The sequence below is a fragment of the Streptomyces sp. SID14436 genome (assembly GCF_010548465.1).
Taxonomy (GTDB): domain Bacteria; phylum Actinomycetota; class Actinomycetes; order Streptomycetales; family Streptomycetaceae; genus Streptomyces.
Genome location: NZ_JAAGMD010000532.1, coordinates 1 through 24,313, shown reverse-complemented (window position 1 = coordinate 24,313; position 24,313 = coordinate 1). Strand labels below are relative to the sequence as shown.

18 protein-coding genes and 1 pseudogene are annotated in these 24,313 nt (G+C 72.5%); 11 read left to right on the top strand and 8 right to left on the bottom strand.

Annotated elements, in window-relative coordinates; all coding sequences use genetic code 11:
* The 6 genes and pseudogenes from G3I53_RS18585 to G3I53_RS18560 form a co-directional block, all read left to right on the top strand.
* A pseudogene (locus G3I53_RS18585) lies at positions 1-1,141 on the top strand (glycogen debranching protein); the annotation flags it as partial.
* A gap of 130 nt (positions 1,142-1,271) precedes the next feature.
* Positions 1,272-2,030, top strand: a complete 759-nt coding sequence (locus G3I53_RS18580) for an NUDIX hydrolase (RefSeq protein WP_164335543.1) — start codon at positions 1,272-1,274, stop codon at positions 2,028-2,030.
* Positions 2,031-2,123: 93 nt separating this feature from the next.
* Entirely contained in the window at positions 2,124-4,157 is a 2,034-nt protein-coding gene (locus G3I53_RS18575) for an ATP-binding cassette domain-containing protein (protein ID WP_164438564.1), read from the top strand.
* Positions 4,158-4,320: 163 nt separating this feature from the next.
* Positions 4,321-5,208 (top strand): FCD domain-containing protein, encoded by an 888-nt coding sequence (locus tag G3I53_RS18570; RefSeq protein WP_164336178.1) that lies wholly within the window; start codon positions 4,321-4,323, stop codon positions 5,206-5,208.
* 419 nt (positions 5,209-5,627) lie between these two features.
* Positions 5,628-7,163: an RNA polymerase sigma factor gene (locus tag G3I53_RS18565; protein ID WP_164336180.1), complete on the top strand. Its 1,536-nt coding sequence runs from the start codon at positions 5,628-5,630 to the stop codon at positions 7,161-7,163.
* Positions 7,164-7,311: 148 nt separating this feature from the next.
* The gene (locus G3I53_RS18560; protein ID WP_164336182.1) at positions 7,312-8,139 is read left to right on the top strand and encodes a serine protease; all 828 of its coding nucleotides are present in this window, start codon (positions 7,312-7,314) and stop codon (positions 8,137-8,139) included.
* Positions 8,140-8,718: 579 nt separating this feature from the next.
* Here the strand turns inward: G3I53_RS18560 and G3I53_RS18555 are convergent.
* A complete protein-coding gene (locus tag G3I53_RS18555) occupies positions 8,719-8,949 on the bottom strand; it encodes a hypothetical protein (protein ID WP_164336075.1) in 231 nt (76 codons plus the stop codon).
* A 442-nt stretch (positions 8,950-9,391) separates the two neighbouring features.
* Here G3I53_RS18555 and G3I53_RS18550 point away from each other — a divergent pair, with 442 nt between their 5' ends.
* Complete coding sequence (locus G3I53_RS18550) at positions 9,392-11,515, top strand: DNA topoisomerase IV subunit B (RefSeq protein ID WP_164336073.1); 2,124 nt, start codon at positions 9,392-9,394, stop codon at positions 11,513-11,515.
* A gap of 192 nt (positions 11,516-11,707) precedes the next feature.
* Here G3I53_RS18550 and G3I53_RS18545 read toward each other — a convergent pair whose 3' ends face one another.
* A complete protein-coding gene (locus tag G3I53_RS18545) occupies positions 11,708-12,085 on the bottom strand; it encodes an HGxxPAAW family protein (protein WP_164336071.1) in 378 nt (125 codons plus the stop codon).
* Positions 12,086-12,243: 158 nt separating this feature from the next.
* On the opposite strand from G3I53_RS18545, the gene G3I53_RS18540 reads away from it, so the two are divergent.
* The 3 genes from G3I53_RS18540 to G3I53_RS18530 all read left to right on the top strand — a co-directional run bounded on the left by G3I53_RS18540 (position 12,244) and on the right by G3I53_RS18530 (position 15,012).
* Positions 12,244-12,717, top strand: a complete 474-nt coding sequence (locus tag G3I53_RS18540) for a MarR family transcriptional regulator (protein ID WP_164336079.1) — start codon at positions 12,244-12,246, stop codon at positions 12,715-12,717.
* Positions 12,718-12,874: 157 nt separating this feature from the next.
* Positions 12,875-13,420, top strand: coding sequence for a DUF485 domain-containing protein (locus G3I53_RS18535; RefSeq protein ID WP_164336069.1), 546 nt, complete (start codon positions 12,875-12,877; stop codon positions 13,418-13,420).
* Positions 13,417-15,012 carry a cation acetate symporter gene (locus G3I53_RS18530; RefSeq protein ID WP_164336067.1) on the top strand — a complete coding sequence of 532 codons (1,596 nt, stop codon included), beginning with the start codon at positions 13,417-13,419 and terminating at the stop codon, positions 15,010-15,012. The genes G3I53_RS18535 and G3I53_RS18530 overlap by 4 nt, the downstream gene beginning before the upstream one ends.
* 101 nt (positions 15,013-15,113) lie before the next feature.
* Here the strand turns inward: G3I53_RS18530 and G3I53_RS18525 are convergent, their stop codons facing one another.
* From G3I53_RS18525 to G3I53_RS18505, 5 genes are all read right to left on the bottom strand, one after another.
* On the bottom strand, positions 15,114-15,794 hold the full coding sequence (locus tag G3I53_RS18525; RefSeq protein WP_164336065.1) for a response regulator: 681 nt from the start codon (positions 15,792-15,794) through the stop codon (positions 15,114-15,116).
* Positions 15,791-17,467 (bottom strand): sensor histidine kinase, encoded by a 1,677-nt coding sequence (locus G3I53_RS18520; protein ID WP_164336063.1) that lies wholly within the window; start codon positions 17,465-17,467, stop codon positions 15,791-15,793. Before G3I53_RS18520 ends, G3I53_RS18525 begins: the two co-directional genes overlap by 4 nt.
* A gap of 151 nt (positions 17,468-17,618) precedes the next feature.
* Positions 17,619-18,557 (bottom strand): sucrase ferredoxin, encoded by a 939-nt coding sequence (locus tag G3I53_RS18515; protein ID WP_164336061.1) that lies wholly within the window; start codon positions 18,555-18,557, stop codon positions 17,619-17,621.
* 114 nt (positions 18,558-18,671) lie between these two features.
* Positions 18,672-18,911: a hypothetical protein gene (locus tag G3I53_RS18510; RefSeq protein ID WP_205076856.1), complete on the bottom strand. Its 240-nt coding sequence runs from the start codon at positions 18,909-18,911 to the stop codon at positions 18,672-18,674.
* 499 nt (positions 18,912-19,410) lie between these two features.
* On the bottom strand, positions 19,411-19,995 hold the full coding sequence (locus G3I53_RS18505) for a DUF6082 family protein (RefSeq protein ID WP_164336059.1): 585 nt from the start codon (positions 19,993-19,995) through the stop codon (positions 19,411-19,413).
* Between the two features lie 319 nt (positions 19,996-20,314).
* On the opposite strand from G3I53_RS18505, the gene G3I53_RS18500 reads away from it, so the two are divergent.
* Positions 20,315-21,427, top strand: coding sequence for a GTP-binding protein (locus tag G3I53_RS18500; protein WP_164336057.1), 1,113 nt, complete (start codon positions 20,315-20,317; stop codon positions 21,425-21,427).
* A gap of 151 nt (positions 21,428-21,578) precedes the next feature.
* On the opposite strand, the gene G3I53_RS18495 is transcribed toward G3I53_RS18500, so the two are convergent.
* A complete protein-coding gene (locus G3I53_RS18495; protein WP_164334386.1) occupies positions 21,579-24,041 on the bottom strand; it encodes a DNA topoisomerase IV subunit A in 2,463 nt (820 codons plus the stop codon).
* Positions 24,042-24,313: the final 272 nt, after the last annotated feature.

Genomic DNA, 24,313 nt, shown 5'->3' with positions numbered 1-24,313 from the left:
CATGGCGCTGCCGCTGGGCACCGGCCTGGCCGCCGGCACCCTGCGCATGCTCGCGCGGGCCCAGCTCCCCGGTCCGGGCCCGCGGGCCGGCATGATCCCCGGCCCGCGCCGCGACGCCGGACCGCACCTCGCGCCCAGCTGTACGGGGACGGAGGCCACACTCCTCTTCCCCGTGCTGTTGGCGGAGGCCCGCCGCTGGGGGCTGCCGGACCGCGACACGGAACAGTTGCTGCCGGCCGCCGAACGCTGTCTGAGCTGGCTGCGGACCGCCGTGGGGCGAGATCTCTACCTGCCCGACCCGGAGCCCGGCGGGCTGTCGCGCAGCGAGACCCAGGCGCACGCCCACCGCGCCGCCGTACTCGGCGCCGATCTGCTCGACGCCTGCGGCAGACCGGGCGGGGCCGAACTGCGGCAGTGGGCACAGGCCGTGCGGAGCGCGTTCCGCGACGACTTCTGGGTCGACGACCCGGGCGGCGGCCGGCCTGCCGCGGCCCGTGCGGCCGACGGCCGTCCCGTTCCGCATCCGGGCGCAGCGGCCGTTCACCTGCTGGACACCGGACTCCTCGGCCGGGGCGCCTGCGCGCCCGGGCTGCTCGACCGCGCGGACACCGGGCGGCTCGCCCGGGTGCTGGCCGGGCCCGGCATGGACTCGGGATGGGGCCTGCGCGGACTGGCCCCCAAGGAGCCCGGCTACAACCCGTTCGGCCACCGCTCCGGTGCCGTACGGGTGCACGAGACCGCCCTGGCCGTGGCGGGCCTCGCCGCTGCCGGCCACGAGCCGGAGGCGACATCGCTGCTGCGGGGCGTCCTGGCGGCGGCCGAGACCTTCGATCACCGGCTGCCGGAAATGTACGCGGGGGAGCAGCGGACGGAGGGGAGCGCGCCGCTGCCGCACCCGGCGGCGTGCCGCCCGGCCGCCACGGCAGCGGCCGCCGTGGTGCTGCTGCTGACCACCGTGGCCGGCATCCGCCCCGACGCCCCCGCCGGGACGGTGTCCCTGCACCCGATGCGCAGCGCCCCGCTGGGGGAGCTGAGCCTCACCGGGCTGCGGGTCGCCGGCGCACCCTTCTCCCTGCGGGTCGGCCGACTCGGTGTCGCCGTCGTCGAGGAGGCCGCCGACGGCTTGCAGCTGGGCGTGTGACCTGCCGCGACGTCCCTCGGCGAGGCGCGCGGAGCGGGATCGGGTGACCGTTCCTGACCGACGTCGACCGGTCGTCGGCGGGGTCGGCGAAGGGAGTGCTTATCGTCAGGAAGACGACTATGATCACAGCATGCCCTACGACCCGTCAGCCTTTCCGCCCTTCGCCGTCACCGTGGACCTGGTCGTGCTGACCGTGCGCCGCCATTCACTGTGCGCGCTGGCGGTCCGTAGGGGCGAGCCTCCCTTCCAGGGGCGCTGGGCCCTGCCCGGCGGGTTCGTGCGCGCCGACGAGGACCTGGCCCAGGCAGCGGCGCGCGAACTGGCCGAGGAGACCGGCCTGCGGGTGCACGACCCCGGTGTTCCGGTCCAGGACAACGGCGCCCACCTCGAACAACTCGCCACGTACGGCGACCCGAAGCGTGATCCCCGGATGCGGGTCGTCAGCGTCGCGCATCTCGCCCTCGCCCCCGACCTGCCCGCACCCCGGGCGGGCGGTGACGCCAGCAACGCCCGCTGGGCACCGGTCGAGGAACTGCTGTTGCTGGGCGGCTACGGCAGGGACGACGAGCAGGTGGCGCCGCTCGCCTTCGATCACGCGCAGATCCTGGCGGACGGCGTGGAGCGGGCCCGCTCCAAGATCGAATACTCGTCCCTCGCCACGGCGTTCTGCCCGCCCGAGTTCACCGTCGGCGAGCTGCGCAGGGTGTACGAGGCGGTGTGGGGCGTGGCCCTCGACCCGCGCAACTTCCACCGCAAGGTCACGGGCACCCCGGGATTCCTCGTCCCCACCGGGGGGACCACGACCCGCCAGGGAGGACGGCCCGCCCAGCTGTTCCGGGCCGGTGGAGCCACCCTGCTCAACCCGCCGATGCTGCGCCCCGAGGTGTGACACCGGCCGGTTCGGCCGGCCACCCATATCCCCCTGGCCCGGAATGCCCCGTGGTGCCCGGAAAACCCGATATGGCGCGCTATCTTGCTTCGGGTGATCGAGGCCATCGGACTGACCAGCAACCCCCGCAAAGAGCTTCCGCCCGCCGTCGACAACGTCTCCTTCGAGGCGCACGCGGGTCGCGTCACCGCGCTGCTCGGAGCACCGGGCGCGGGCAAGACCACGGCACTCAGACTCCTGCTCGGCCTGCAACGCGGCCGGGGCGTGGCCCACTTCAGGGGGCGCCCGCTGCACCGCATCACCCAGCCGGCCCGCGAGGTCGGCGTGCTGCTGGGCGACGTACCGGGTCACCCCGCCCGTACGGCCCGCGGGCATCTGCGCATGCTGTGCGCCGCCGTCGGCGCGCCCGCCGCGCGCGCCGACGAAGTCCTCGAAGCGGTCGGCCTGGTGAGCCTGCGCGACGAACGCCTCGGCACCCTCTCCCGCGGTGCCGACCGCCGCCTCGGGCTGGCCTGCGCCCTGCTGCCCGACCCGCACACGCTGGTGCTCGACCAGCCCACGCGCGGACTCCCCCCGCGCGAACACCGTTGGCTGCACGCCCTGCTCCGCGCCCACGCCGACCAGGGCGGCACCGTCCTCTGCACCACCGCCGACCCCAAGGAAGCGGCCCGGATCGGGGACCACGTGGTCACCCTCGACGAGGGCAGAGTCGTCGCCGACCAGGACGGTGCGGAGTTCTCGCGTACCCGGTTGCGCCCCCGCGTGGCCGTCCGGAGCCCCCATGCCGCCCGCCTCTCGGCCCTCCTCAGCAAGGAGGCCCGCGCCGCCCGCCGTTCCGTGGAGGTCGTGCGGGAAGGTGGCAACCGCCTCTGCGTCTACGGCAGTACGTGCGCCGACGTCGGCGAGATCGCGTTCCGGCACGGCATCGTCGTGCACCAACTGGCCGACGAGGTCGGTGACATGGGCCCGGGCGCCGGAGACGACCGCCCCACGGCTCCCACGGCTCCCACGACCCCCACGGGTCACACACCCCCCACAGGCCACACTGCTCACACCGACCCCGCCCCCACCGCCACCCCAACTGCCCCCGACCCGGACCCCCGGCCCGAGACCGCCCCCACCCCTGACGGCGAACCCGTGTCGACCGCCCCCACCCCTGACGGCGAACCCGTGCCGGCCGAGCCGGCCGCCCCCACCCGTGACGGTGAACCCTTGCCCGCGCCCACCCCCGAACCGCTGGCCCCGCTGGCCGCCCCGGCCCCCGCCCCCGCCAGAGCCGCCGGCACGGCCCCCACGGTCCCCGCAGCCCCCACGGCGTCCGTCCAACTGCCGCCGCCGCTCTCCGTCCGCACCGCTCCCGCGCCCCTCCGCCCCCTGCGCTACGAACTCCGCCGCGCCGCAGGCACCGGTACCGCCCTGCGTGTGGGCGTGGCGGTGATCGTCGTCTCCGCGCTCACGGCCGTCCTGCTGGCCCGGATCGGGCACACCCCGCAGCCGCGGCTGCTGGCCGCGTGGCCGAGGGAGCTGCCCCTGCCGCCCGCGGCGATCGGGGCAGGACTGCTCGGGGCGCTGGCCTTCGGCGAGGAGTTCCGTCACCCCGTGCTGGCGGCGGACCGGGGCACCGTGTCCCGGCGGCTGGGCCTGCTGACGGCCAAGCTGTTCGTCGCCTCGGTCTCCGCGGTGCTGCTGGCCGTGCTGACCGTCGGCTGCGACGCCCAGGTGCTGTATCTCGTCCACGGGCGGGAGCTCGCCGAGGTCCCGCCCGCCGACTGGCTGCCGCTGGGTGCGAGTTGGCTGGGCCTGGTGACCGGCTGTGCCTGGGCCGGAGTATTGGGGGCGGGGCTGTTCCGCTCCAGCAGCGCCGGGCTCGCCGTCGTCCTCGCGGTGCCCCTCCTCGTGGAGCCCGTCGTGGAGTGGGTGACGCGGGGCACGCAGGTACGAACCGCGGCCGGGTTTCCGCAGCGGCTGCGGGAGGTGCTGCCGCTCCGCTGGCCCTTCGGGGGAGAGCGTTATCTGGAGGGGGCGCTGCGGATGATCGGCCAACCCGTGGGCGGAGCGCTGACGTTGTCCGTGGTGGCTCTGGCCTGCGCGTTCCTGCTGAGCACGCGGCGCCGCGGAGTCCGATGACGACTGTCCATGTCCCTGCTGTTACGGCCGTGCGCACAACTCCCCGTGGAAAGCCCATTTCTTTCCGATAAGGCGTCAATTGCGACGGGGTGAGCGATCACCCTTTCGTGTGCTTTTCACCAAAGCCCTCAAGGGAGTTGGGAACGGCGCCGACAAAGGATGCGTGAGTACCCTTGCGCACACCATGATGACCGCCGCCCGCACCGCCGACACCGGCCTCGCGAACCCGGGCGAACTCGACCGCTACCCCTTCGCGGAGGCCCCCGCGGCCGACCGCGTGGGACCCCCTGCCTGGGACGGTGCGGATCCGGAACTGGCCCGTGTGGGCCGTCGCGCCGCGGGCAGCCGCGGACGCGGGCTGCACGGTCAACTCGTCCAGCAGCTCGGACAGATGATCGTTTCGGGAGACCTGGGGGCCGACCGCCCGCTCGTCCCCGAGGAGATCGGCCAGCGTTTCGAGGTCTCCCGCACCGTCGTCCGGGAGTCGCTGCGGGTGCTGGAGGCCAAGGGTCTCGTCAGCGCCCGCCCGAACGTGGGCACGCGGGTGCGCCCGGTCAGCGACTGGAACCTCCTTGATCCGGACATCATCGAGTGGCGGGCCTTCGGGCCGCAGCGCGACGACCAGCGCCGCGAGCTCAGCGAGCTGCGGTGGACGATCGAGCCCCTGGCCGCCCGCCTGGCCGCCGGCCACGGGCGCGACGACGTGCAGCAGCGCCTCGCCGACATGGTGGAGATCATGGGCCGCGCCATGGGGCAGGGCGACGCGCTCACGTTCGCCCGCGCCGACTCCGAGTTCCACTCGCTGCTGATCCAGGTCGCGGGCAACCGCATGCTGGAGCACCTGTCCGGGATCGTCTCCGCCGCGTTGCACGTCTCCGGCGGTCCGGTCACGGGCTGTGAGCGGCCGACCGAGGCGTCGCTGGGACACCACGGCCGGATCGTCGACGCCCTCGCCGGCGGTGACGGCGCCGCGGCCGAGGCGGCCATGCGGCAGCTCCTCACGGTCCACCCCGAAGTGGAACGCGTGGTGCCCGCTCCCCGCGAGCACTGACCGCGGTCCGCGGACGGCGGAGCCCGGCCTGCCATCCCCCTCCTGTGGCAGCGCCCGGCCGGCCGTCCTGCGTCGGACCCCGCGGGATCCTGCAAGGTCCCGCGCGGTCCGGCGGAGCGGCGGATGACGACCGGGTGAGACCTCACCGTCTCCCCTTTGCGTCCACATATGTCTCTCTATGACATTTCTTGCATGTCTATGGGGTGTGACTCGGGCCACGCGGAATGGGCGTAACGCTCCTGGGCAGAACGCGATGACCTAGTTGGTGGCAGTCATGGAGGGAATACGGACGCCGATGACGGCGCTGTGCTCTCCCGGCCCCCACCCGCACCGTCGGCCCAATCCCCAAGTCGGCGGTCGGCTCCGGTCCGACGTGGACGGGGCCGGAAGCCGTTTTCCAACGTTCCGAGAGGTTGTTCGTGTCGGCCAGCACATCCCGTACGCTCCCGCCGGAGATCGCCGAGTCCGTCTCTGTCATGGCGCTCATTGAGCGGGGAAAGGCTGAGGGGCAGATCGCCGGCGATGACGTGCGTCGGGCCTTCGAAGCTGACCAGATTCCGGCCACTCAGTGGAAGAACGTACTGCGCAGCCTCAACCAGATCCTCGAGGAAGAGGGTGTGACGCTGATGGTCAGTGCCGCAGAGCCCAAGCGCACCCGCAAGAGCGTCGCAGCGAAGAGCCCCGCCAAGCGCACCGCCACCAAGACGGTCGCGGCGAAGTCGGCGACCACTCGGAAGGCCACCGCCACCGCCGCCACCCCGGCGGCACCCGCCGCGGACGAGGCCGGCGAGGAGGAGGTCCCCGCCAAGAAGACCGCGGCCAAGAAGACCACCGCGAAGAAGACGGCCGCGAAGAAGACCGCGGCCAAGAAGGCCACCGCCAAGAAGACGGCGGCCAAGAAGGACACCGCGGAGTCGGGCGAGGAAGAGGTCCTCGAAGAGGCCAAGCCCGCGACGGAGGAGCCCGAGGGCACCGAGAGCGCCGGCTTCGTGCTGTCCGACGAGGACGAGGACGACGCGCCCGCCCAGCAGGTCGCCGCCGCCGGTGCCACCGCCGACCCGGTCAAGGACTACCTCAAGCAGATCGGCAAGGTCCCGCTGCTCAACGCCGAGCAGGAGGTCGAACTCGCCAAGCGCATCGAGGCGGGCCTGTTCGCCGAGGACAAGCTGGCCAACTCCGACAAGCTGGCGCCCAAGCTGAAGCGCGAGCTGGAGATCATCGCCGAGGACGGCCGCCGCGCCAAGAACCACCTGCTGGAGGCCAACCTCCGTCTGGTGGTCTCGCTGGCCAAGCGCTACACCGGCCGCGGCATGCTGTTCCTGGACCTGATCCAGGAGGGCAACCTCGGTCTGATCCGCGCGGTGGAGAAGTTCGACTACACCAAGGGCTACAAGTTCTCCACGTATGCCACCTGGTGGATCCGGCAGGCGATCACGCGCGCCATGGCCGACCAGGCCCGCACCATCCGTATCCCGGTGCACATGGTCGAGGTCATCAACAAGCTGGCGCGTGTCCAGCGCCAGATGCTCCAGGACCTGGGCCGCGAGCCCACCCCGGAGGAGCTGGCCAAGGAACTCGACATGACCCCGGAGAAGGTCATCGAGGTCCAGAAGTACGGCCGCGAGCCCATCTCCCTGCACACCCCGCTGGGCGAGGACGGCGACAGCGAGTTCGGTGACCTCATCGAGGACTCCGAAGCCGTCGTGCCGGCCGACGCGGTCAGCTTCACGCTCCTGCAGGAGCAGCTGCACTCCGTCCTGGACACCCTGTCCGAGCGCGAGGCGGGCGTCGTCTCCATGCGCTTCGGTCTCACCGACGGTCAGCCGAAGACCCTCGACGAGATCGGCAAGGTGTACGGCGTCACGCGCGAGCGCATCCGCCAGATCGAGTCGAAGACCATGTCGAAGCTGCGTCACCCGTCGCGCTCCCAGGTGCTGCGCGACTACCTCGACTAGGCCACGGCCGGCTCAGGCGCACGACGCACACACCAAGGCCCGGTCCCCGCCCGCGGGGACCGGGCCTTCGTGCTGTCCCGCGGGTGCGGCTCCCCCCACGGTGGATCACGCTGGGTGTCCAACGATCACCCCAGTGTGAGGAGTGCGCATGCGTCGTCGCCTTGCCCGGGCCCTGTCCCGGCCACTGGTTCTCGCGGCCGCGGCAGCCGCGATACCGCTGACATCGGCCGCTCCGGCGGCCGCCGACACCATCGTCGTCGGCGGCTTCCCCGTCGATGTGTCGCAGGGGCCCTGGACCGTCGCGCTGTCCAGCCGTGACCGGTTCGGAGGTACCAGGGCGGGACAGTTCTGCGGGGGAGTGGCCGTCGGACGGACCACCGTGCTCACCGCGGCGCACTGCATGGACAAGGACGTGCTGGGGGCGCCGCCGGACGGGGCGCGCGACCTCAAGGTCATCGCCGGGCGCACGGACCTGATCTCCGACGACGGCAAGGAGATCGCGGTCCGGTCCACCTGGGTGAATCCGGGCTACGACGCCCGCACCAACTCCGGCGACTTCGCCGTGCTCAGCCTGGCCGAGGCACTGCCGGAGGACTCGGTGATCGGCATGGCCGCCACCGGAGACCCGGCCTACCGGGCGGACACGCCCGCCACCGTCTACGGCTGGGGGGACACCACGGGCGGCGGCTCCTACGCGGGCAGCCTGCACGCGGCGCGGGTCCGCGTCCTGCCCGACCGGCTCTGCCAGACCGCCTACCCGGGCAATGCCGACGGCACCTACCGGGCCGACACGATGCTGTGCGCGGGCGAGGTCGCCGGCGGGCGGGACGCCTGCCAGGGGGACAGCGGCGGACCGCTGGTGGCCCAGGGCCGGCTGATCGGCCTGGTCTCGTGGGGGAGCGGCTGCGGCTGGGCGGGCAGCCCGGGGGTGTACACCCGCGTGTCCGACGTCCTGCGGACGCTCGGCTGGGGCTGAGGCGCCCGACACCACGGCTCGGCGGCCCGACGGCCCCGGGCCGTCTCCCGGAACGGCGGGAGGTTGCCCGTCCGGGTGCCGCGCGGGGTGCGCCCCGCGACAGGCTCCCCGGTACGGCGCGAGGTTGCCCGTCCGGGTGCCGCGCAGGGTGCGCCCCGCGACAGGCCGAAGCCGACGGGATGACGTGCGGGGGTGCTGTAGCGGGGGCCGCCGCTCGAGGGCCCTGCAAGGCTGCGGGCCGCGGTTCGGGTCCCGCGGGGCCCAAGAACGCGTCGGAAGCGCCCTGGGGGCGCTGCACGCCCCCTGCCGCGCCTGTTCGAGGCGGGGGCGAGCGGTGGGCGGACCCGGGCAACCCTGACCCAATCGCGCTTACCGCGGAGCGCCGCGGCGGCCCCGGGCAGCGCGAAAGCAGGCAGAGGGCAGGCGGGGGCCGGAGCCGGATACAGGCCGGCCCAAGCAGGTGAGCCGCGCAGGGCCCGGTAGACGCACCCGGGTATGAGCCGGGCGGCCACCTCCGTGGGGGAGGTGGCCGCCCGAGGGCCGGCCTGTGCCGGTCTGGCTCGTCGTGGTGCGCGAGTGTCAGCGCTCTTCGGCGGAAGCGGTCGCCGAAGGGGACGTCAGACGCTCGGTCTCGTCCTGTATCTCAGCGGCGATCTTCTTGAGTTCCGGCTCGAACTTGCGGCCGTGGTGGGCGCAGAAGAGCAGTTCTCCGCCGCTGAGCAGGACGACGCGCAGGTATGCCTGGGCGCCACAGCGGTCGCAGCGATCGGCGGCCGTCAGCGGGCTCGCGGGGGTCAGAACAGTAGTCACGTCGCCTCTTCTCTAGCTCGACGAGCTGTCGTACCAGGGTCAACATCCAACCAGGCCCAAAACGTTCCCGCTCGGGGCTTCTTCTCGAAAAAATCTTTCCGAGAGGTCGGCTGTTGCCGGTTGGCGGCGAATGTGCCGTATTGCGTGTCTGATGTGTCGTACGGATTCGCGTCGTCTTCGGGTGGTCGGCCCTCCCGGCTGGGTTGCCGGTCGTTCATGAGGACGTGCCCGGAGCCTAAATGGTTCATGCCTCGAAGGGAACGTGATGTGGGCTTCACCCCATCGAGGGATCGAACAGGTATGCGACTGTGGTCTAGGGTGTCCGGGGACGAGGGTGGCGTGACAACGGCTCTATCAGGCCTCGGTACCCTCTCACCGGTGACTGAAGCGCCGCCCCTTACCCATGGGGGCGCCATTCGAAATTCAGCGAGGAGCGAACCGCGTGACCGCCGAGACGTCCGTGCCGTCCACAGCTCTGCTGGCAGGAGCAGACCGCGACGGTTCCAATTACACCGCTCGGCATCTGCTCGTCCTCGAGGGGCTCGAAGCCGTCCGTAAACGGCCCGGCATGTACATCGGGTCGACCGACAGTCGCGGTCTGCTGCACTGTCTGTGGGAGATCATCGACAATTCCGTGGACGAGGCCCTCGGCGGCTACTGCGACCACATCGACGTGATCCTCCACGACGACGGTTCGGTGGAGGTCCGGGACAACGGCCGGGGTATTCCCGTCGACGTCGAGCCGAAGACCGGTCTGTCCGGTGTTGAGGTCGTCCTGACCAAGCTGCACGCCGGCGGCAAGTTCGGCGGGGGCTCCTACGCGGCCTCCGGCGGTCTGCACGGCGTCGGCGCCTCCGTCGTCAACGCGCTGTCCGCCCGCCTGGACGTCGAGGTGGACCGCGGTGGGCACACCCACGCGATCAGCTTCCGGCGCGGTGTCCCCGGCGTGTTCAGCGGGTCGGGGCCGGACGCGAAGTTCGAGGCCGGCAGCGGACTGCGCAAGATCAAGAAAATCCCCAAGACCCGCAGCGGCACGCGCGTGCGCTACTGGGCCGACCGCCAGATCTTCCTCAAGGACGCCAAGCTCTCCCTGGAGACGCTGCACCAGCGGGCCCGGCAGACCGCGTTCCTGGTGCCGGGCCTGACCATCGTCGTCCGGGACGAGTACGGCCTCGGCGACGGCGGCAGCAAGGGCGAGGAGTCCTTCCGCTTCGACGGCGGCATCAGCGAGTTCTGCGAGTTCCTGGCGTCCGACAGGCCGGTCTGCGACACCCTCCGGTTCAGTGGTCAGGGCACGTTCAAAGAGACGGTCCCCGTCCTGGACGAGCGCGGCCAGATGACGCCCACCGAGGTGACCCGGGAGCTCGGTGTCGATGTCGCCCTGCGCTGGGGGACCGGCTACGACACGACCGTCCGGTCGTTCGTCAACATCATTGCCACCCCCAAGGGCGGCACCCACGTCGCCGGTTTCGAGACGGCCGTGGCCAGGACGATGAACGAGGTGCTGCGCGCCAAGAAGCTGCTGCGCGTCGCCGAGGACGACATCGTCAAGGACGATGCCCTGGAGGGCCTCACGGCGGTCGTCACCGTGCGGCTGGCCGAGCCGCAGTTCGAGGGCCAGACCAAGGAGGTCCTCGGCACCTCGGCCGCCCGGCGCATCGTGAACAACGTGGTCTCCAAGGAGCTGAAGGCGTTCCTGACCTCCAGCAAGCGGGACGCGGCCCAGCAGGCCCGGGTCGTCATGGAGAAGGCGGTGGCCGCGGCCCGTACCCGGATCGCCGCCCGCCAGCACAAGGACGCCCAGCGCCGCAAGACGGCCCTGGAGACGTCCTCGCTGCCCGCCAAGCTGGCCGACTGCCGCAGCGACGACGTCGAGCGCAGTGAGCTGTTCATCGTCGAGGGCGACTCCGCGCTCGGCACGGCGAAGCTGGCGCGGAATTCCGAGTTCCAGGCCCTGCTGCCGATCCGCGGCAAGATCCTGAACGTCCAGAAGTCGTCCGTGACCGACATGCTGAAGAACGCCGAGTGCGGGGCGATCATCCAGGTCATAGGAGCCGGGTCCGGACGGACCTTCGACATCGACGCCGCCCGCTACGGCAAGATCATCATGATGACGGACGCCGATGTGGACGGCTCCCACATCCGCACCCTGCTCCTGACGCTGTTCCACCGCTACATGCGGCCCATGGTCGAATCGGGCCGGGTGTTCGCCGCCGTGCCGCCGCTGCACCGCATCGAGCTCGTCCAGCCCAAGAAGGGCCAGGACAAGTACGTCTACACGTACTCGGACCGGGAGCTGCGCGACAAGCTCATGGAGTTCCAGAGCAAGGGCATCCGCTACAAGGACTCCATCCAGCGCTACAAGGGCCTCGGCGAGATGGACGCCGACCAGCTGGCCGAGACGACGATGGACCCGCGTCACCGCACCCTGCGCAGGATCAACCTCACCGACCTGGAGGCGGCCGAGCAGGTCTTCGACCTGCTCATGGGCAATGACGTGGCGCCGCGCAAGGAGTTCATCTCCAGCTCGGCGGCGACCCTGGACCGCTCCCGGATCGACGCCTAGGCCGCACGCTGCCCGGCACCGCCGTGCGACGGCGTCCGCCCCCTGCGGGACTTCCCGCAGGGGGCGGACGGCGGTCGGGGCCCGTGCTGCTGCCCCGGGCAGCTCCCCGCCGCAAGAGCGGCACCGGGCTCAGTGCGGTACGGCCGCCCCGACGCACGAGCGGGCGTGTGCGGCGATCCGGTGGGGCGGCCCTCAGGTGTCCGCGAGGGCGGGCTCCGCCGGGCGGTCCGCGGCCTGCCCGCGAGTCGTCTGCCGGCGATTCGCCCGCCGGCCCGCGAGGCGGCAGCTGACGCAGTCGGGGTGGCCGTCACGCGCGCCGGCGTCCCTGACCCGCCAGTCCCACTGGTCTGCGGGGCGAGGGCCGCTCGGCTTGCCCCAGCCCGCCAGGTGGAGCGCCCAGGTGACCAGCAGCGCCAGGACGAGCACGGCCCCGCCCGCGAGTGTTACGCCTCCCGAGGCGGCCACCACCCCGAGACCGCACAGCCCGAAGCCGAGGGTCGCGATGCCCATGCCGGTCCATCCCGCGACGGTATGGCCCATGTCGTAGTGGTCGTCACCGTGAAGGGACATGATCCGGCTCCTTGAGAGGCTGGGAGGGTGAAGCGGGTGAGCGGGTGACCACCGGGCGATGTTTTATCTCGCGAACTAAGTTACTTAGATCCTAAGGAAATGCTGTGAGTGAACGCAAGGTGCGTCCGGCCGCGACGGCGGACCAGGCGCTCTACGCCATGGACCGGATGATCGCCGCCGCCCAGTTCGGCCAGCAGGACATCGCCCGCGGACTCGGCCTCAACGTCACGGACCTCACCTGCCTGGGCTTCCTCATCGAGGCGTCCGCGGCAGGCGAGTCACTGGTGGCCGGCGATCTCGCGGAACGGGCCAGGCTGACCACGGGAGCGGTCACGGGCGTACTGAACCGCCTGGAGAAGGCCGGCTACATCCGGCGCACCGCCGACCCCGACGACCGCCGACGCGTCTACGTGGTCATGGAGGAGACGGCCCAGGAACGCATCCTGGAGGTGTACGGGCCCTTCTATCAGCGTCTCGCCGCCCTCTTCGGTGACTACGACGCCGACGAGATCGCCGTGCTGGCGGACTGGTTCACCCGGGCCCGCGCCCTGTTCGGCGAAGCGCTGGACGACATCCGGGAGGCGGGGGTGACCCCGCCGCCGGCCGGCGGACCCCGCCCTCACCGAGAGTGACCGCGCCGCGTTGTGCCTCGCCCCCCGAGGCACAGCGGACGAGGGGGCGTGCCGGCCGGGCCCCGACGGTGCCGACACCTGGCTCCGGGTCACCTGATGGGGTGAAGTGATTCGGGAAGAAGAGTCGGGGATCTTCCCGTTCTGTCCATCCTTGGGCATGCAGCAGAACAACGACCGCCCACGCCTCGCCGGGGGTGGTCATCACAGTGCCGTCGGTCCCGCCGGCGGACCCCGCCAGGCACCGCCCGGCGAGGCCGGCGACCTGAAGTACACCGACCCCTGGTACGACGAGCTCGCCTCGGGCTGGGGCGAGTCCGCCGGTAGCGGACGCGCCGCGGTGCCCGCCCCGCAGGCCCGCCGGGAGCCCCGTGCCGACGCGGACGTGTACCTCGAAGTACAGCGCAGCGCCGCCTTCCAGGAGGTGCGCAGCCGCTACCGCCGCTTCGTGATCCCGGGCGCCGCCGCCTTCTTCGTCTGGTACGTGGCGTACGTGGTGACCGCCACCAGCGCCCCGCACCTGATGGCGCGGCCCGTGGCCGGAGCCGTGAACGTCGGGATGCTCGCGGGGCTCGGCCAGTTCCTCACCACCTTCCTGCTGACCTGGGCCTACACCCGGCACGCGCGGCTGCGCCGGGACCGTGCGGCACTCGACCTGCGCTGGGAGACCCAGGAACTCGCCCGCGGCCGGGGCGGTGCGGTATGACGGGTGATCACCAGACCCTGGCACTGCTGCTGTTCAGCGGGTTCGTCGCGGTCACGCTGGCCATCACCACCTGGGTGAGCCGCCACCGGCACGGATCGCCGGAGGAGTTCTACGCCGGCGGCCGCCTCTTCTCGCCGATGGAGAATGGTTTTGCCATCGCGGGCGACTACATGTCGGCCGCCTCCTTCCTCGGCATCTCCGGCCTCATCGCCCTCTACGGTTACGACGGCATGCTCTACTCGGTCGGCTTCCTGGTGGCCTGGCTGGTGGTCCTCCTGCTGGTGGCGGAACTGGTCCGCAACTGCGGCCGGTTCACACTCGCCGACGTCGTCGCCGCGCGCATGCGGGAACGGCCGGTGCGCATCGCGGCCGGAACCTCCTCGGTCGCCGTGTCCGTGCTGTACCTGGTGGCGCAGATGGTGGGCGCCGGCACGCTCGTCGCACTGCTGCTCGGCGGTTCCGGCACGGCGGCGCAGTCGTGGGCCGTGATCGGCGTCGGAGCGCTCATGGTGATCTACGTGTCGCTGGGAGGGATGCGGGCCACCACCTGGATCCAGATCGTCAAGGCGGTCCTGCTGCTCGGCGGCACCGTCGCGCTGACCGTGCTCGTCCTGCTGCGCTTCCACGGGGACTTCAACCGCCTGCTCCTCACGGCCGCCGAACGCAGCGGCCACGGCGAGGCGTTCCTCGCGCCGGGCCTCGCCTACGGCAGTGACCTGACCGCCCGCTTCGACTTCATCAGCCTCGGCCTCGCCCTGGTGCTGGGCACGGCCGGTCTGCCGCACATCCTGTCCCGGTTCTACACGGTGCCCACGGCGCGGGCGGCCCGCCGCTCGGTCGTGTGGTCCATCGGCCTCATCGGCGGCTTCTACCTGATGACGATCGTGCTCGGGTTCGGCGCAGCCGCCCTCGTCGGCAGCGACACCGTGCGCGCCTCCAACGCCTCGGGAAACACGGCCGTCCCCCTGCTGGCGCTCGACCTGGGCGGCGGAGCCGGATCCACGGGCGGCACCGTGCTGTTCGCGGTCGTCGCGGCCGTCGCGTTCGCCACGATCCTCGCCGTGGTCGCCGGCATCACGCTCGCCTCCTCCGCGTCTGTCGCCCACGACCTCTACGCCTCGCTGCGGCGCCGCCGCGGCGGGAAGCCGTACAGCGAGGTGGCCGTCGCCCGTATCGCGGCCGTCGGCATCGGCGTCGTCGCGATCGCCCTCGGACTGCTGGCCCGCGACCTCAACGTGGCCTTCCTGGTGGGCCTCGCCTTCGCCGTGGCCGCTTCCGCCAACCTGCCCGTGCTGCTCTACTCGCTGTTCTGGCGCGGCTTCACCACCCGCGGCGCCGTCTGGGCCGTCTACGGCGGACTGATCCCGGCCGTGCTGCTGGTCCTGGTGTCGCCGGTGGTGTCCGGCAGCCCCGGATCCCTTTTCCCCGGCGTCGACTTCCAGGTGTTCCCGCTGCAGAACCCCGGCCTGGTGTCCATCCCGCTGGGCTTCCTCGCGGGCTGGCTCGGCACGGTCACGTCCGGCGACACACCGGACGAGGCCCGGCACGCGGAGACCGAGGTGCGGTCCCTGACCGGAGCGGGCGCCGTGTAGCGGCACCCGCGCGCGTCCCGGCGCGCGCCGAGACGGACGGCGCCGGGACGCGTATGCAGGGGAGGGCACGGTTCCTTCCCCCGCCCCCACGGACCGTGCCCTCAGGCGCGGGCCGCCCACGCGTAACGGTGTTCCGGGCGGCCCGCGTCCCCGTACTTCAGGGTCAGCGTGGCCCGTCCGGTGCGCTCCAGCAGCTTCAGGTAGCGCTGGGCGGTCTGGCGGCTCACCCCGGTGCGTTCGGCGATCTCCAGGGCGGACAGCGGCCGCTCGGCGTGCATCAGGCACTGGCGCACCAGTTCCGCCGTGGTGGGGGAGTGCCCCTTGGGCAGACTCGGCTCGCCGGTCGCCGACAGGGCCCCGAACATGCGGTCCACCTCGGCCTGTTCGGCCTCGCCCCCGCCGTCCAGGGTGCGGCGCAGCTCCGCGTACGCCTCCAGCTTCGACCGCAGACCGGCGAACGCGAACGGCTTGACCAGGTACTGCAGCGCACCGTGCCGCATCGCCGCCTGCACGGTGGACACGTCGCGCGCCGCCGTCACCATGATCACATCGGCCTGGTGGCCCCGCCGGCGCATCTCCCGCACGACCGCGAGACCCGTGCCGTCGGGCAGGTAGTGGTCCATGAGCACCAGATCCGGGGGCGGCACCGCCTCCAGGCCGCGCAACGCCTCGGCCGCGCCGTGGGCCAGGCCCGCCACGTGGAAGCCGGGCACCTTCTCCACGTAGGCCGCGTTGACCCGGGCCACCCGGACGTCGTCGTCCACGACCAGCACCTCGATCATCGCGACTCCTCCTCGCCCGGTCCGGGCACGGCAGCCGCCCCGGTCAGGGCGGGTTCCGGGCCCGCCGCGTCGAGGGCCTCGGGCAGGACGACGGTGAACTCCGCCCCGCCGCCCGGCGCCTCGCCCACGGTGGCGCTGCCGCCCTGCCGCTCCGCGAGCGTGCGCACCAGGGACAGCCCGATACCGCGCTCGCGGTGCGCCGGCGGCTCCTTGGTGGACCACCCCTCGGTGAAGACCATCTCGCGCTGCTCCGGCGGCACACCGGGCCCCGTGTCCCGCACCACCAGCACCGCCGTACGCCCTTCGGCGCGCAGCTCGGCCTCCACCCGCGCGTGCGGCGTGCCGGCGACGGCTTCCAGGGCGTTGTCGACCAGGTTGCCGAGCACGGTGACCGGCCCGCCCGGGTCGATCAGCCGGTCCGGGAGCCACGTCCGGTCCGACACGCCCAGCGCCACGCCCCGCTCGGCCGCGACCGTGGCCTTGCCGACCAGCAGCGCGGCGAGCAGCGGGTCCCTGACCCGCTCGGTCACCTGCTCCGCCGTGGCCCGGTGGGCGCCGACGACCTCGGCCACGAACTCGACGGCTTCGTCGTACATCTCCAGCTCCAGCAGCCCCAGCAGGGTGTGCATCCGGTTGGCGTGCTCGTGGTCCTGCGCCCGCAGCGCGTCGATCAGACCGCGGGTGGAGTCCAGTTCCCGGCCCAGCCGGTCCAGCTCGGTGCGGTCACGGAAGGTGGCGACGGCGCCGCCGTCGTCCGTCGGCATGCGGTTGGCGACCAGGACGCGCTGTCCGCGGACGGTCAGCAGGTCGGCGCCGTCCGCCCGCCCGGACAGGATGTCGGCGGTGCGCCCCGGGCCCAGCGCCTCGTCGGGGGAACGGCCCACGGCCTCGTCGCCGAGGCCGAGCAGGCGCCGCGCCTCGTCGTTCAGGAGCCGGACGCGTCCCGCGCGGTCCAGGGCGACGACGCCTTCCCGGATGCCGTGCAGCATGGCCTCGCGCTCGGCGAGCAGCGCCGCGATGTCGGAGAACGCCAGGTCCCGGGTCTGCCGCTGCACCCGGCGGGAGATGAGCCAGGCCGCGAGGGCGCCGACGGCCAGCGCGCCGCCCGCGTAGGCGAAGAGGCCGGGAATGGCGTGGATCAGCCGCGCGCGGACGCTGTCGTAGGCGATGCCCACCGACACGGCCCCGACGATCCGGCCGTCGTCGTCGCGCAGCGGCACCTTGCCGCGGGCCGAGCGGCCCAGGGTGCCGTCGTCGATCTCCATGACCTCGTGCCCGGCCAGGGCCTCGCCGGGGTCGGTGGAGACGTGGCCGCCGATGCGCCGCGGGTCGGTGTGCGACCAGCGCACCCCGTGCCGGTCCAGCACGACGACGTACTCGGCGCCGGTGGCCTCCCGGATCCGTTCGGCCTCCCGCTGGACCGGCCCGTCGGGCGAGGCGGCCGTGGTCCGCAGGTCGTCGGCGATCCGCGACTGCTGGGCGGTGGTCTGCGCGATCGCCAGGGCCCGCCGCATCGCCTGGTCGTCCAGCTGCTCGCCGAGGGGCGCCAGGAACAGGCCGGTCGCCAGCACGGCCACGCCCGCGGCGATCGCCAGCTGCATCATCAGCACCTGCGAGAACATCCGCCGCGGCAGACGGAGGCGCCGGCGCCGCTCGGGGGGAGTGGAGCTCATACCCAGACGGTACGTGGGCGGCCGCGCGGTACCCCACGGGTGTGGCGGGTGCCTCGCGGTGGGGGGCTCTCCGACGGGAGCTGGTGCGCGGCCCGTCACCCCTGCCCGCCCGGCAGGTCGACGCCCGCCCCGCGTTGCCCGGCCGTGGCCGTCAGCAGGCCAGGGACGTCACCGTCACCTCGCGGATCGCCGTCACGTCCATGCGCGCGGGCGATCCGAGGACGGAGCCGCAGCTCTCCGGACGCGGCGGCGAGGACGCGCCCTGGCGCACCTCCACCCACCACTGGCGGCCGTCCGCGTGGGCGACGGTGACCTCCCAGCGCGGCGCCGTGCCCTGCGTGTGTACGACGCTCAGCGCGTCCGCCCCGTACACGCCCTCCGCCGTGCGCACGGCCAGCTCGGCCGCCTGTCCGGGGCGCTCCCAGGCGGAACTGCCCCGGCACCCCTCGACCACGATCCGGCCCTCCTGCACACCGTGCAGGACCTCCTTGACGGCGTGGGCCTCGGCCCTGCCGTAGGCGTAGCCGTAGGGGAGGACGAGCACGGTGGGGGAGAAGCGGTGACCGCCCAGATGCGTCACCTCCCACACGCCGTCGACGCCGGAGGCGGCCAGCTCGGCCGCGAGGGGCCGCCCGAGGAGCGCGCAGCAGCGGTCACGCTTGCCGTTGGTGCAGACGAGGGCCAGGGGGTCGCCGTCGTGCGGCTGTCCGCCCAGCGCCGTGTCGAAGGTGTCGTGCTCGCCCCGGCCGAGCGCGGCGAAGTCGAGGTCGAGCAGGTGCCCGGGGTCCGCGGTCGTGGCGGTGTGCAGCCACACCCGGCCCGGGACGGTGTGGGCGGCGTACACCCGGCGGGCGGCGCCCGCGGGGCGGTCGGCGTGACGTCCGGTGCGCCGGATGAGCGCGATGCGCACCCCGGTGCCCTTCGCGGCGGTCTCCAGGGCACGGCCCAGGGCGGGGTCGAGGTGGCTCGAGGTGAGCGCCTTCGCACCCCAGGGGCCCGGCTGCTCCAGCAGCAGCCAGGTCCTCGCGGTGGCCGCGGTTCCCGCGAGAGGCTCGTCGAGCTCCCGGGAGGCGGATGAGCACGTACTCACAGAGGTGAGCCTAACCTGACTTGGCCGGAGCATGCCTGCCGACCCACGGTCCCGTGCTCAGGCCGGCGGGGGACGGCCTGCGTCGTCCGGAAGAGACGCAGGCCTTTTCGTGCCTCAGACGTCGGGAATGTCAGCCTTTGCCCGGATCAGGGTTTCGCGGCTGATCACCACGATGTTCTCGTAATCTGCCCGTCCGGCGTCCGGCGGAAGCTGGGAATCGAGGCGTGCCGTGGATTCGGTGCCGATCACGGCGAAATTACCGTCGGACAACTCGAAGATGTCCGGGCAGTTCTGTCCGGTCTGGCATCCCCGAGCCTGGGGAGAAGGCCCGATCCGACGGACGATGTGACTCACGTGCAGTCCCTCCGAAATCCGAGGCTGCACCCTTCGGGAGCCGTGCCTGCCGGACCTCGTGGTGCAGCACAGCTGCCGCACCGTAGAGCAGGTGCGGACTACTAGTAGCGTCTCGCGCGGTTGCTGGCAACGAGGTCGGGACATCTGGGCCGGCGGTGTTGTCCGGCGCCGGGGCCCGCCGCGGTCGGCCGTTTGCGGACGGGAACGGCGGCAGGGCCGGGGTTGGGAGGCCGGTGGTCCGTCAGCGAACGTCACGGCCGCCGGCGGGTGATGTCAAGCGGTGCCCGCCGACGACGCCCGAAGGGGTGCGTCCGCTCGGGATTCCGACGGGTGTTCGTCGGGCCGCGTCGGCCCGGTCGCCTCGCGCGCGTCGGGCTGCGGGCGGTGTCCTGCGGGGTGGCCTCCACCGAGGACCCCATCGGGCCGGTGCGGTCCGCCCTGCGGCTGTCCCCGTCACGTCGCACGGCACGCCGCCTCGGGCCCCGTCGGGTCGAGCGTGTCAGGCCGCGTCCGGCGGTGTCTCGGGCGGCAGTTCCCCGACGACCCACCATTCGTCCGTGTCCGACTCCTCCAGCTGCTGCAGGAGCCCGTCGACGAGTTTTCCGAGTTCGGCCTCCTCGCTCGACGCGTCCAGGGTTTCCCGGTGGTGCGCGGTGGCCCGCCAGTACGCGCGGCAGACGGCATTCTGGAACATGCCCCGCACCGAACCGTGGAACTGCTCTCGGCTCAGAACTCCCATGCGGTAGTTGAACACCATGCTGGTGTACATGGCATTGGCGTACAGGAATTGGCGCTGCGTCTCCTGGGGGACGGGGGGACTGTAGGTGTCGAGCACCTCCAGCAGGGCGGCGTTCCCGGGGTCCATGGCCTTGCTCAGCAGTTCCCAGTGCAGGCGGTGCTGGTGGGCCAGGGCCGTCGTCCTTCGGGCTTCCTCGGTCGCCTGTGCCAGGCGTTCCAGTCGCTCACCGAGCGAGCAGGTGATCCGGTGGTGGGCGGTCCGGGCGGTGACGGCCCCGGCCAGGAAGCCCACTCCCGCCGCGACCACAGGAAGAAACCTTCCTGCCACGGATTTCCGTGTGGCCATGTCAAATACCCCCGATCAGGCCGCCGTCCGCCGGTCGTCGGCTGGCGTGGGTGGGTGCGAAGGGACCGGCGAGCGGTGGGCGGCGCGTGCCGCCTCCCAGGGTGCCGAGCGGCTCTGATCGGCGGGAAGGCGGAGAGGAAGGCGCACGGAGGGAACGGAGGGTCGCACACATCGGCGCCATGCCCGGCATCTGCCCCGCACACGGCGCCGACAATCGTGCGGTCCGTGCCCGGCGGAGTCGCTCGTATCCTGGGCGCCGGTCGAGTCGTCGGACGTACGCCGGGGCGCATACCGGCGCACGGAGAGGTGGAGAGAGCGCGTGGCGGAGCGGAGCAGCGAGCGGCGGATCCCGGTGGTCATTCTGGCCGGATTCCTCGGTTCCGGGAAGACGACCCTGCTCAACCACGTCCTGCACCACAGCGGCGGCAGCCGGATCGGGGCGATCGTCAACGACTTCGGGGCCATCGAGATCGACGCCATGGCGGTCGCCGGCGCGCTCGGGGACTCGACCGTCTCGCTGGGCAACGGATGCCTGTGCTGTGCCGTCGACGGCAGCGAGCTGGACGTGTACCTCGAACGGCTCGCCCAGCCCTCCGCCGGCCTCGACGCCGTCGTCATCGAGGCCAGCGGTCTCGCCGAACCCCAGGAACTGGTGCGGATGGTGCTCGCCAGCGAGCACCCGGGCATCGTGTACGGAGGGCTCGTCGAGGTGGTGGACGCCGCCGAGTTCGACGACACCCGGGCCCGGCACCCCGAGATCGACCGGCACCTCGCCCTCGCCGACCTCGTCGTGGTCAACAAGACCGACCGCGCGGCCGATCCGGACGGGGTGCTCGCCCGCGTCCGCACACTCGTCGACGGGGCGGCCGTCGTGCCCGCCACCCACGCGCGGATCGACCCGGAGCTCCTCTTCGACTGCCGGCCGGGCGAGGAGCGCCTCGGCCAGCTGTCCTTCGACGACCTGCGACTGCACGACCACGAGGGCGAGGAGGAGCAGTCCTCCGGGCACCACGCCGGGCATCTGCACGCCGGCTACGACAGCGTCTCCCACGTGTCCGAGCGGCCCACCGACCCGCGGGCGCTGATGCGGTTCCTCGACAGCCGGCCCGAGGGCCTGTTCCGCATCAAGGGCTACGTCGACTTCGGACCGTACGACGTCCACAACCGCTACGCCGTGCACGCGGTCGGGCGGTTCCTGCGGTTCCGGCCCGAGCCGTGGGCACCGGACGAGGAGCGGCTCACCCAGCTGGTGCTCATCGGGTCCGGCATCGACGCGCCCGCGCTGCGCAAGGAGCTGGAGGCCTGCGCGAGCGACACCCCGCAGGCCGACGAGCGCGGCATGTGGGGTGTGCTGCGGTACGTGGACGGCACCGAGGACGACGACCCCGACGCCCACGCGGACCCTGACCCGCAGGCGCCCGCGCCGGCGTAGCACCGGCCCGGAGCCCCCCGCCGGCCCGGGACGGTGATACGCGGAACGCGGCGCCGAGCAGCCGGGCCGCGTCCCCGGCCCCGGACCGCGTCCGGCGGCCGGGGTCCGGAGGGGGCACCCTCCGTCAGACCTGGAAGGTGCCCGTCCAGCCCTAGACCTGGACCGGTCCGGCGACCACCGACACCGTCTTCCCCAGGGACACGCCCGAGCCGTCGCGGCGCGGGTCGGGTTCCGGCAGGGCGACGGCCGCGCCGTTCTTCTGCGAGGCACGGGCCGGCGCGGGGCCGACCCAGGCCAGGGACAGGCAGTCCTCGCCCTTCAGGAACCGCTGGCAGCGCACTCCGCCGGTGGCCCGCCCCTTGCGCGGGTACTGGTCGAACGGGGTCAGCTTGGCCGTCGTCTGGACCGAGTCGTCCAGCGTGCCGCGCGATCCCGCGACCGTGAACACCACCGCGTCCGCCGAGGGGTCGACCGCGGTGAAGTGGATGACCTTGGCGTCCGCGGACAGCTTGACGCCCGCCATCCCGCCCGCGGCCCTGCCCTGCGGGCGGACCTGGGCGGCCGGGTAGCGCAGCAACTGGGCGTCGTCGGTGACGAAGACCAGGTCCTCCTCGCCCGTGCGCAGCTCGACACCGCCGACGATCCGGTCGCCGTCCCGCAGCGAGATGACCTCCAGCTCCTCCTTGTTGGACGGGTAGTCGGGCACCACCCGCTTGACGACGCCCTGTTCGGTGCCGAGCGCCAGGCCGGGCGACGACTCGTCGAGCGAGGTCAGACAGACGACCTCCTCCTCGCCCTCCAGGGAGACGAACTCCGCGAGCGGAGCCCCGCCCGCCGTGTTGGGCACCGGCATGTCCTCGGGCAGCTGGGGGAGGTCCACGACGTTCAGCCGGAGCAGACGGCCCGCCGAGGTGACCACGCCGACCTCGCCGCGGGCCGTGGACCGCACCGCCGAGACGATCACGTCGTGCTTGACCCGCTTGGCGGGCGCCTTCTCCGGGAACGGCTCGTCGTTCGCCGTGCGGGCCAGCAGGCCGGTCGAGGACAGCAGCACGCGGCACGGGTCGTCCGCGACCTGCAGGGGCACGGCGGCGGCCGGCGTACCGGCCGAGTCCAGCAGCATCGTGCGCCGGTCGTTGCCGAACTTCTTCGCCACCGCGGACAGTTCGGCGGACACCAGTTTCCGCAGCTCCGCGTCGGAGTCGAGGATCCGGGTCAGCTCCTCGATCTCCGCGTTCAGCCGGTCCTTCTCCGCCTCCAGCTCGATGCGGTCGTACTTGGTGAGGCGGCGCAGCGGCGTGTCGAGGATGTACTGCGTCTGGACGTCGCTGAGCGAGAACCGCTCCATCAGGCGCTGCTTCGCCTCGGCGGAGTTGTCGCTGGAGCGGATCAGCCGGATGACCTCGTCGATGTCCACCAGGGCCGTGAGCAGGCCCTCCACCAGGTGCAGCCGGTCGCGCCGCTTGCCGCGACGGAACTCCGAGCGCCGCCGCACCACGGTGAAGCGGTGGTCGAGATAGACCTCCAGGAGCTCCTTCAGCCCCAGCGTGAGCGGCTGGCCGTCCACCAGCGCCACGTTGTTGATGCCGAAGGACTCCTCCATGGGCGTCAGCTTGTACAGCTGCTCCAGGACCGCCTCGGGCACGAAGCCGTTCTTGATCTCGATGACCAGGCGCAGCCCGTGCTCGCGGTCGGTGAGGTCCTTGACGTCGGCGATGCCCTGGAGCTTCTTCGAACCGACCAGGTCCTTGATCTTGGCGACCACCTTCTCCGGGCCGACCGTGAACGGCAGCTCGGTGACCACCAGGCCCTTGCGGCGCGCGGTCACGTTCTCCACGGTGACCGTCGCGCGGATCTTGAACGTGCCGCGGCCCGTCCGGTAGGCGTCGCGGATCCCGGACAGGCCCACGATGCGTCCGCCGGTGGGCAGGTCGGGGCCCGGCACGTGCTTCATCAGGGCGTCGAGGTCCGCGTTCGGATACCTGATGAGGTGGCGGGCCGCGGCGACGACCTCGCGCAGGTTGTGCGGCGGCATGTTGGTGGCCATGCCGACGGCGATGCCCGAGGCGCCGTTCACCAGGAGGTTCGGGAACGCGGCGGGCAGCGCGACCGGTTCCTGCTCCTGGCCGTCGTAGTTGGGGGCGAAGTCGACCGTGTCCTCGTCGATGGACTCGGTCATCAGGCTGGTCGCCTCGGCCATCCGGCACTCGGTGTACCGCATGGCGGCCGGCGGGTCGTCGTTGCCCAGGGAGCCGAAGTTGCCGTGGCCGTCGACCAACGGGACCCGCATGGAGAACGGCTGCGCCATGCGCACCAGGGCGTCGTAGATCGACGCGTCGCCGTGCGGGTGCAGCTTGCCCATCACCTCGCCGACCACGCGGGCGCACTTCACGTACCCGCGCTCCGGCCGCAGACCCATCTCGTTCATCTGGTAGACGATGCGGCGGTGCACCGGCTTCAGTCCGTCGCGCGCGTCCGGCAGGGCGCGGGAGTAGATGACCGAGTAGGCGTACTCGAGGAAGGAGCCCTGCATCTCGTCGACGACGTCGATGTCGAGGATCTTCTCCTCGTACGGGTCGTCGGGCGGCGGGGTCTTCGTGCTGCGGCGGGCCATCGCTGCCGGCTCCTTGCTGAGCGTGGGACGGATCTGACGCGGACCATTGTGGACCGCCGCACCGACAACCGGGACCAGGACCCGGTGCGGGAGGTCCGGTGCGGGCGGGGTCGTGGCGGCGCGAGCAGAGTACGCGCCCACGGTGCCGAACCGTCGCGCGGGCTCCGTCAACCCGCCCGCCGGGGACACCCGCAGTGCCCCGCGCGGGACACCGGGCCCCGCCCGCGCGGACAGCCGGGCCCCGCCCGCGCGGACAGCCGGATCCCGCCCGC

Excerpts from the sequence above, each read along its gene's own strand:
- G3I53_RS18580 (WP_164335543.1), top strand. The coding sequence starts at position 1,272 with ATGCCCTACGACCCGTCAGCCTTTCCGCCCTTCGCCGTCACCGTGGAC.
- G3I53_RS18560 (WP_164336182.1), top strand. The coding sequence starts at position 7,312 with ATGCGTCGTCGCCTTGCCCGGGCCCTGTCCCGGCCACTGGTTCTCGCG.
- G3I53_RS18545 (WP_164336071.1), bottom strand. The coding sequence starts at position 12,085 with ATGTCCCTTCACGGTGACGACCACTACGACATGGGCCATACCGTCGCG.
- G3I53_RS18540 (WP_164336079.1), top strand. The coding sequence starts at position 12,244 with ATGGACCGGATGATCGCCGCCGCCCAGTTCGGCCAGCAGGACATCGCC.
- G3I53_RS18535 (WP_164336069.1), top strand. The coding sequence starts at position 12,875 with ATGCAGCAGAACAACGACCGCCCACGCCTCGCCGGGGGTGGTCATCAC.
- G3I53_RS18530 (WP_164336067.1), top strand. The coding sequence starts at position 13,417 with ATGACGGGTGATCACCAGACCCTGGCACTGCTGCTGTTCAGCGGGTTC.
- G3I53_RS18525 (WP_164336065.1), bottom strand. The coding sequence starts at position 15,794 with ATGATCGAGGTGCTGGTCGTGGACGACGACGTCCGGGTGGCCCGGGTC.
- G3I53_RS18520 (WP_164336063.1), bottom strand. The coding sequence starts at position 17,467 with ATGAGCTCCACTCCCCCCGAGCGGCGCCGGCGCCTCCGTCTGCCGCGG.
- G3I53_RS18505 (WP_164336059.1), bottom strand. The coding sequence starts at position 19,995 with ATGGCCACACGGAAATCCGTGGCAGGAAGGTTTCTTCCTGTGGTCGCG.
- G3I53_RS18495 (WP_164334386.1), bottom strand. The coding sequence starts at position 24,041 with ATGGCCCGCCGCAGCACGAAGACCCCGCCGCCCGACGACCCGTACGAG.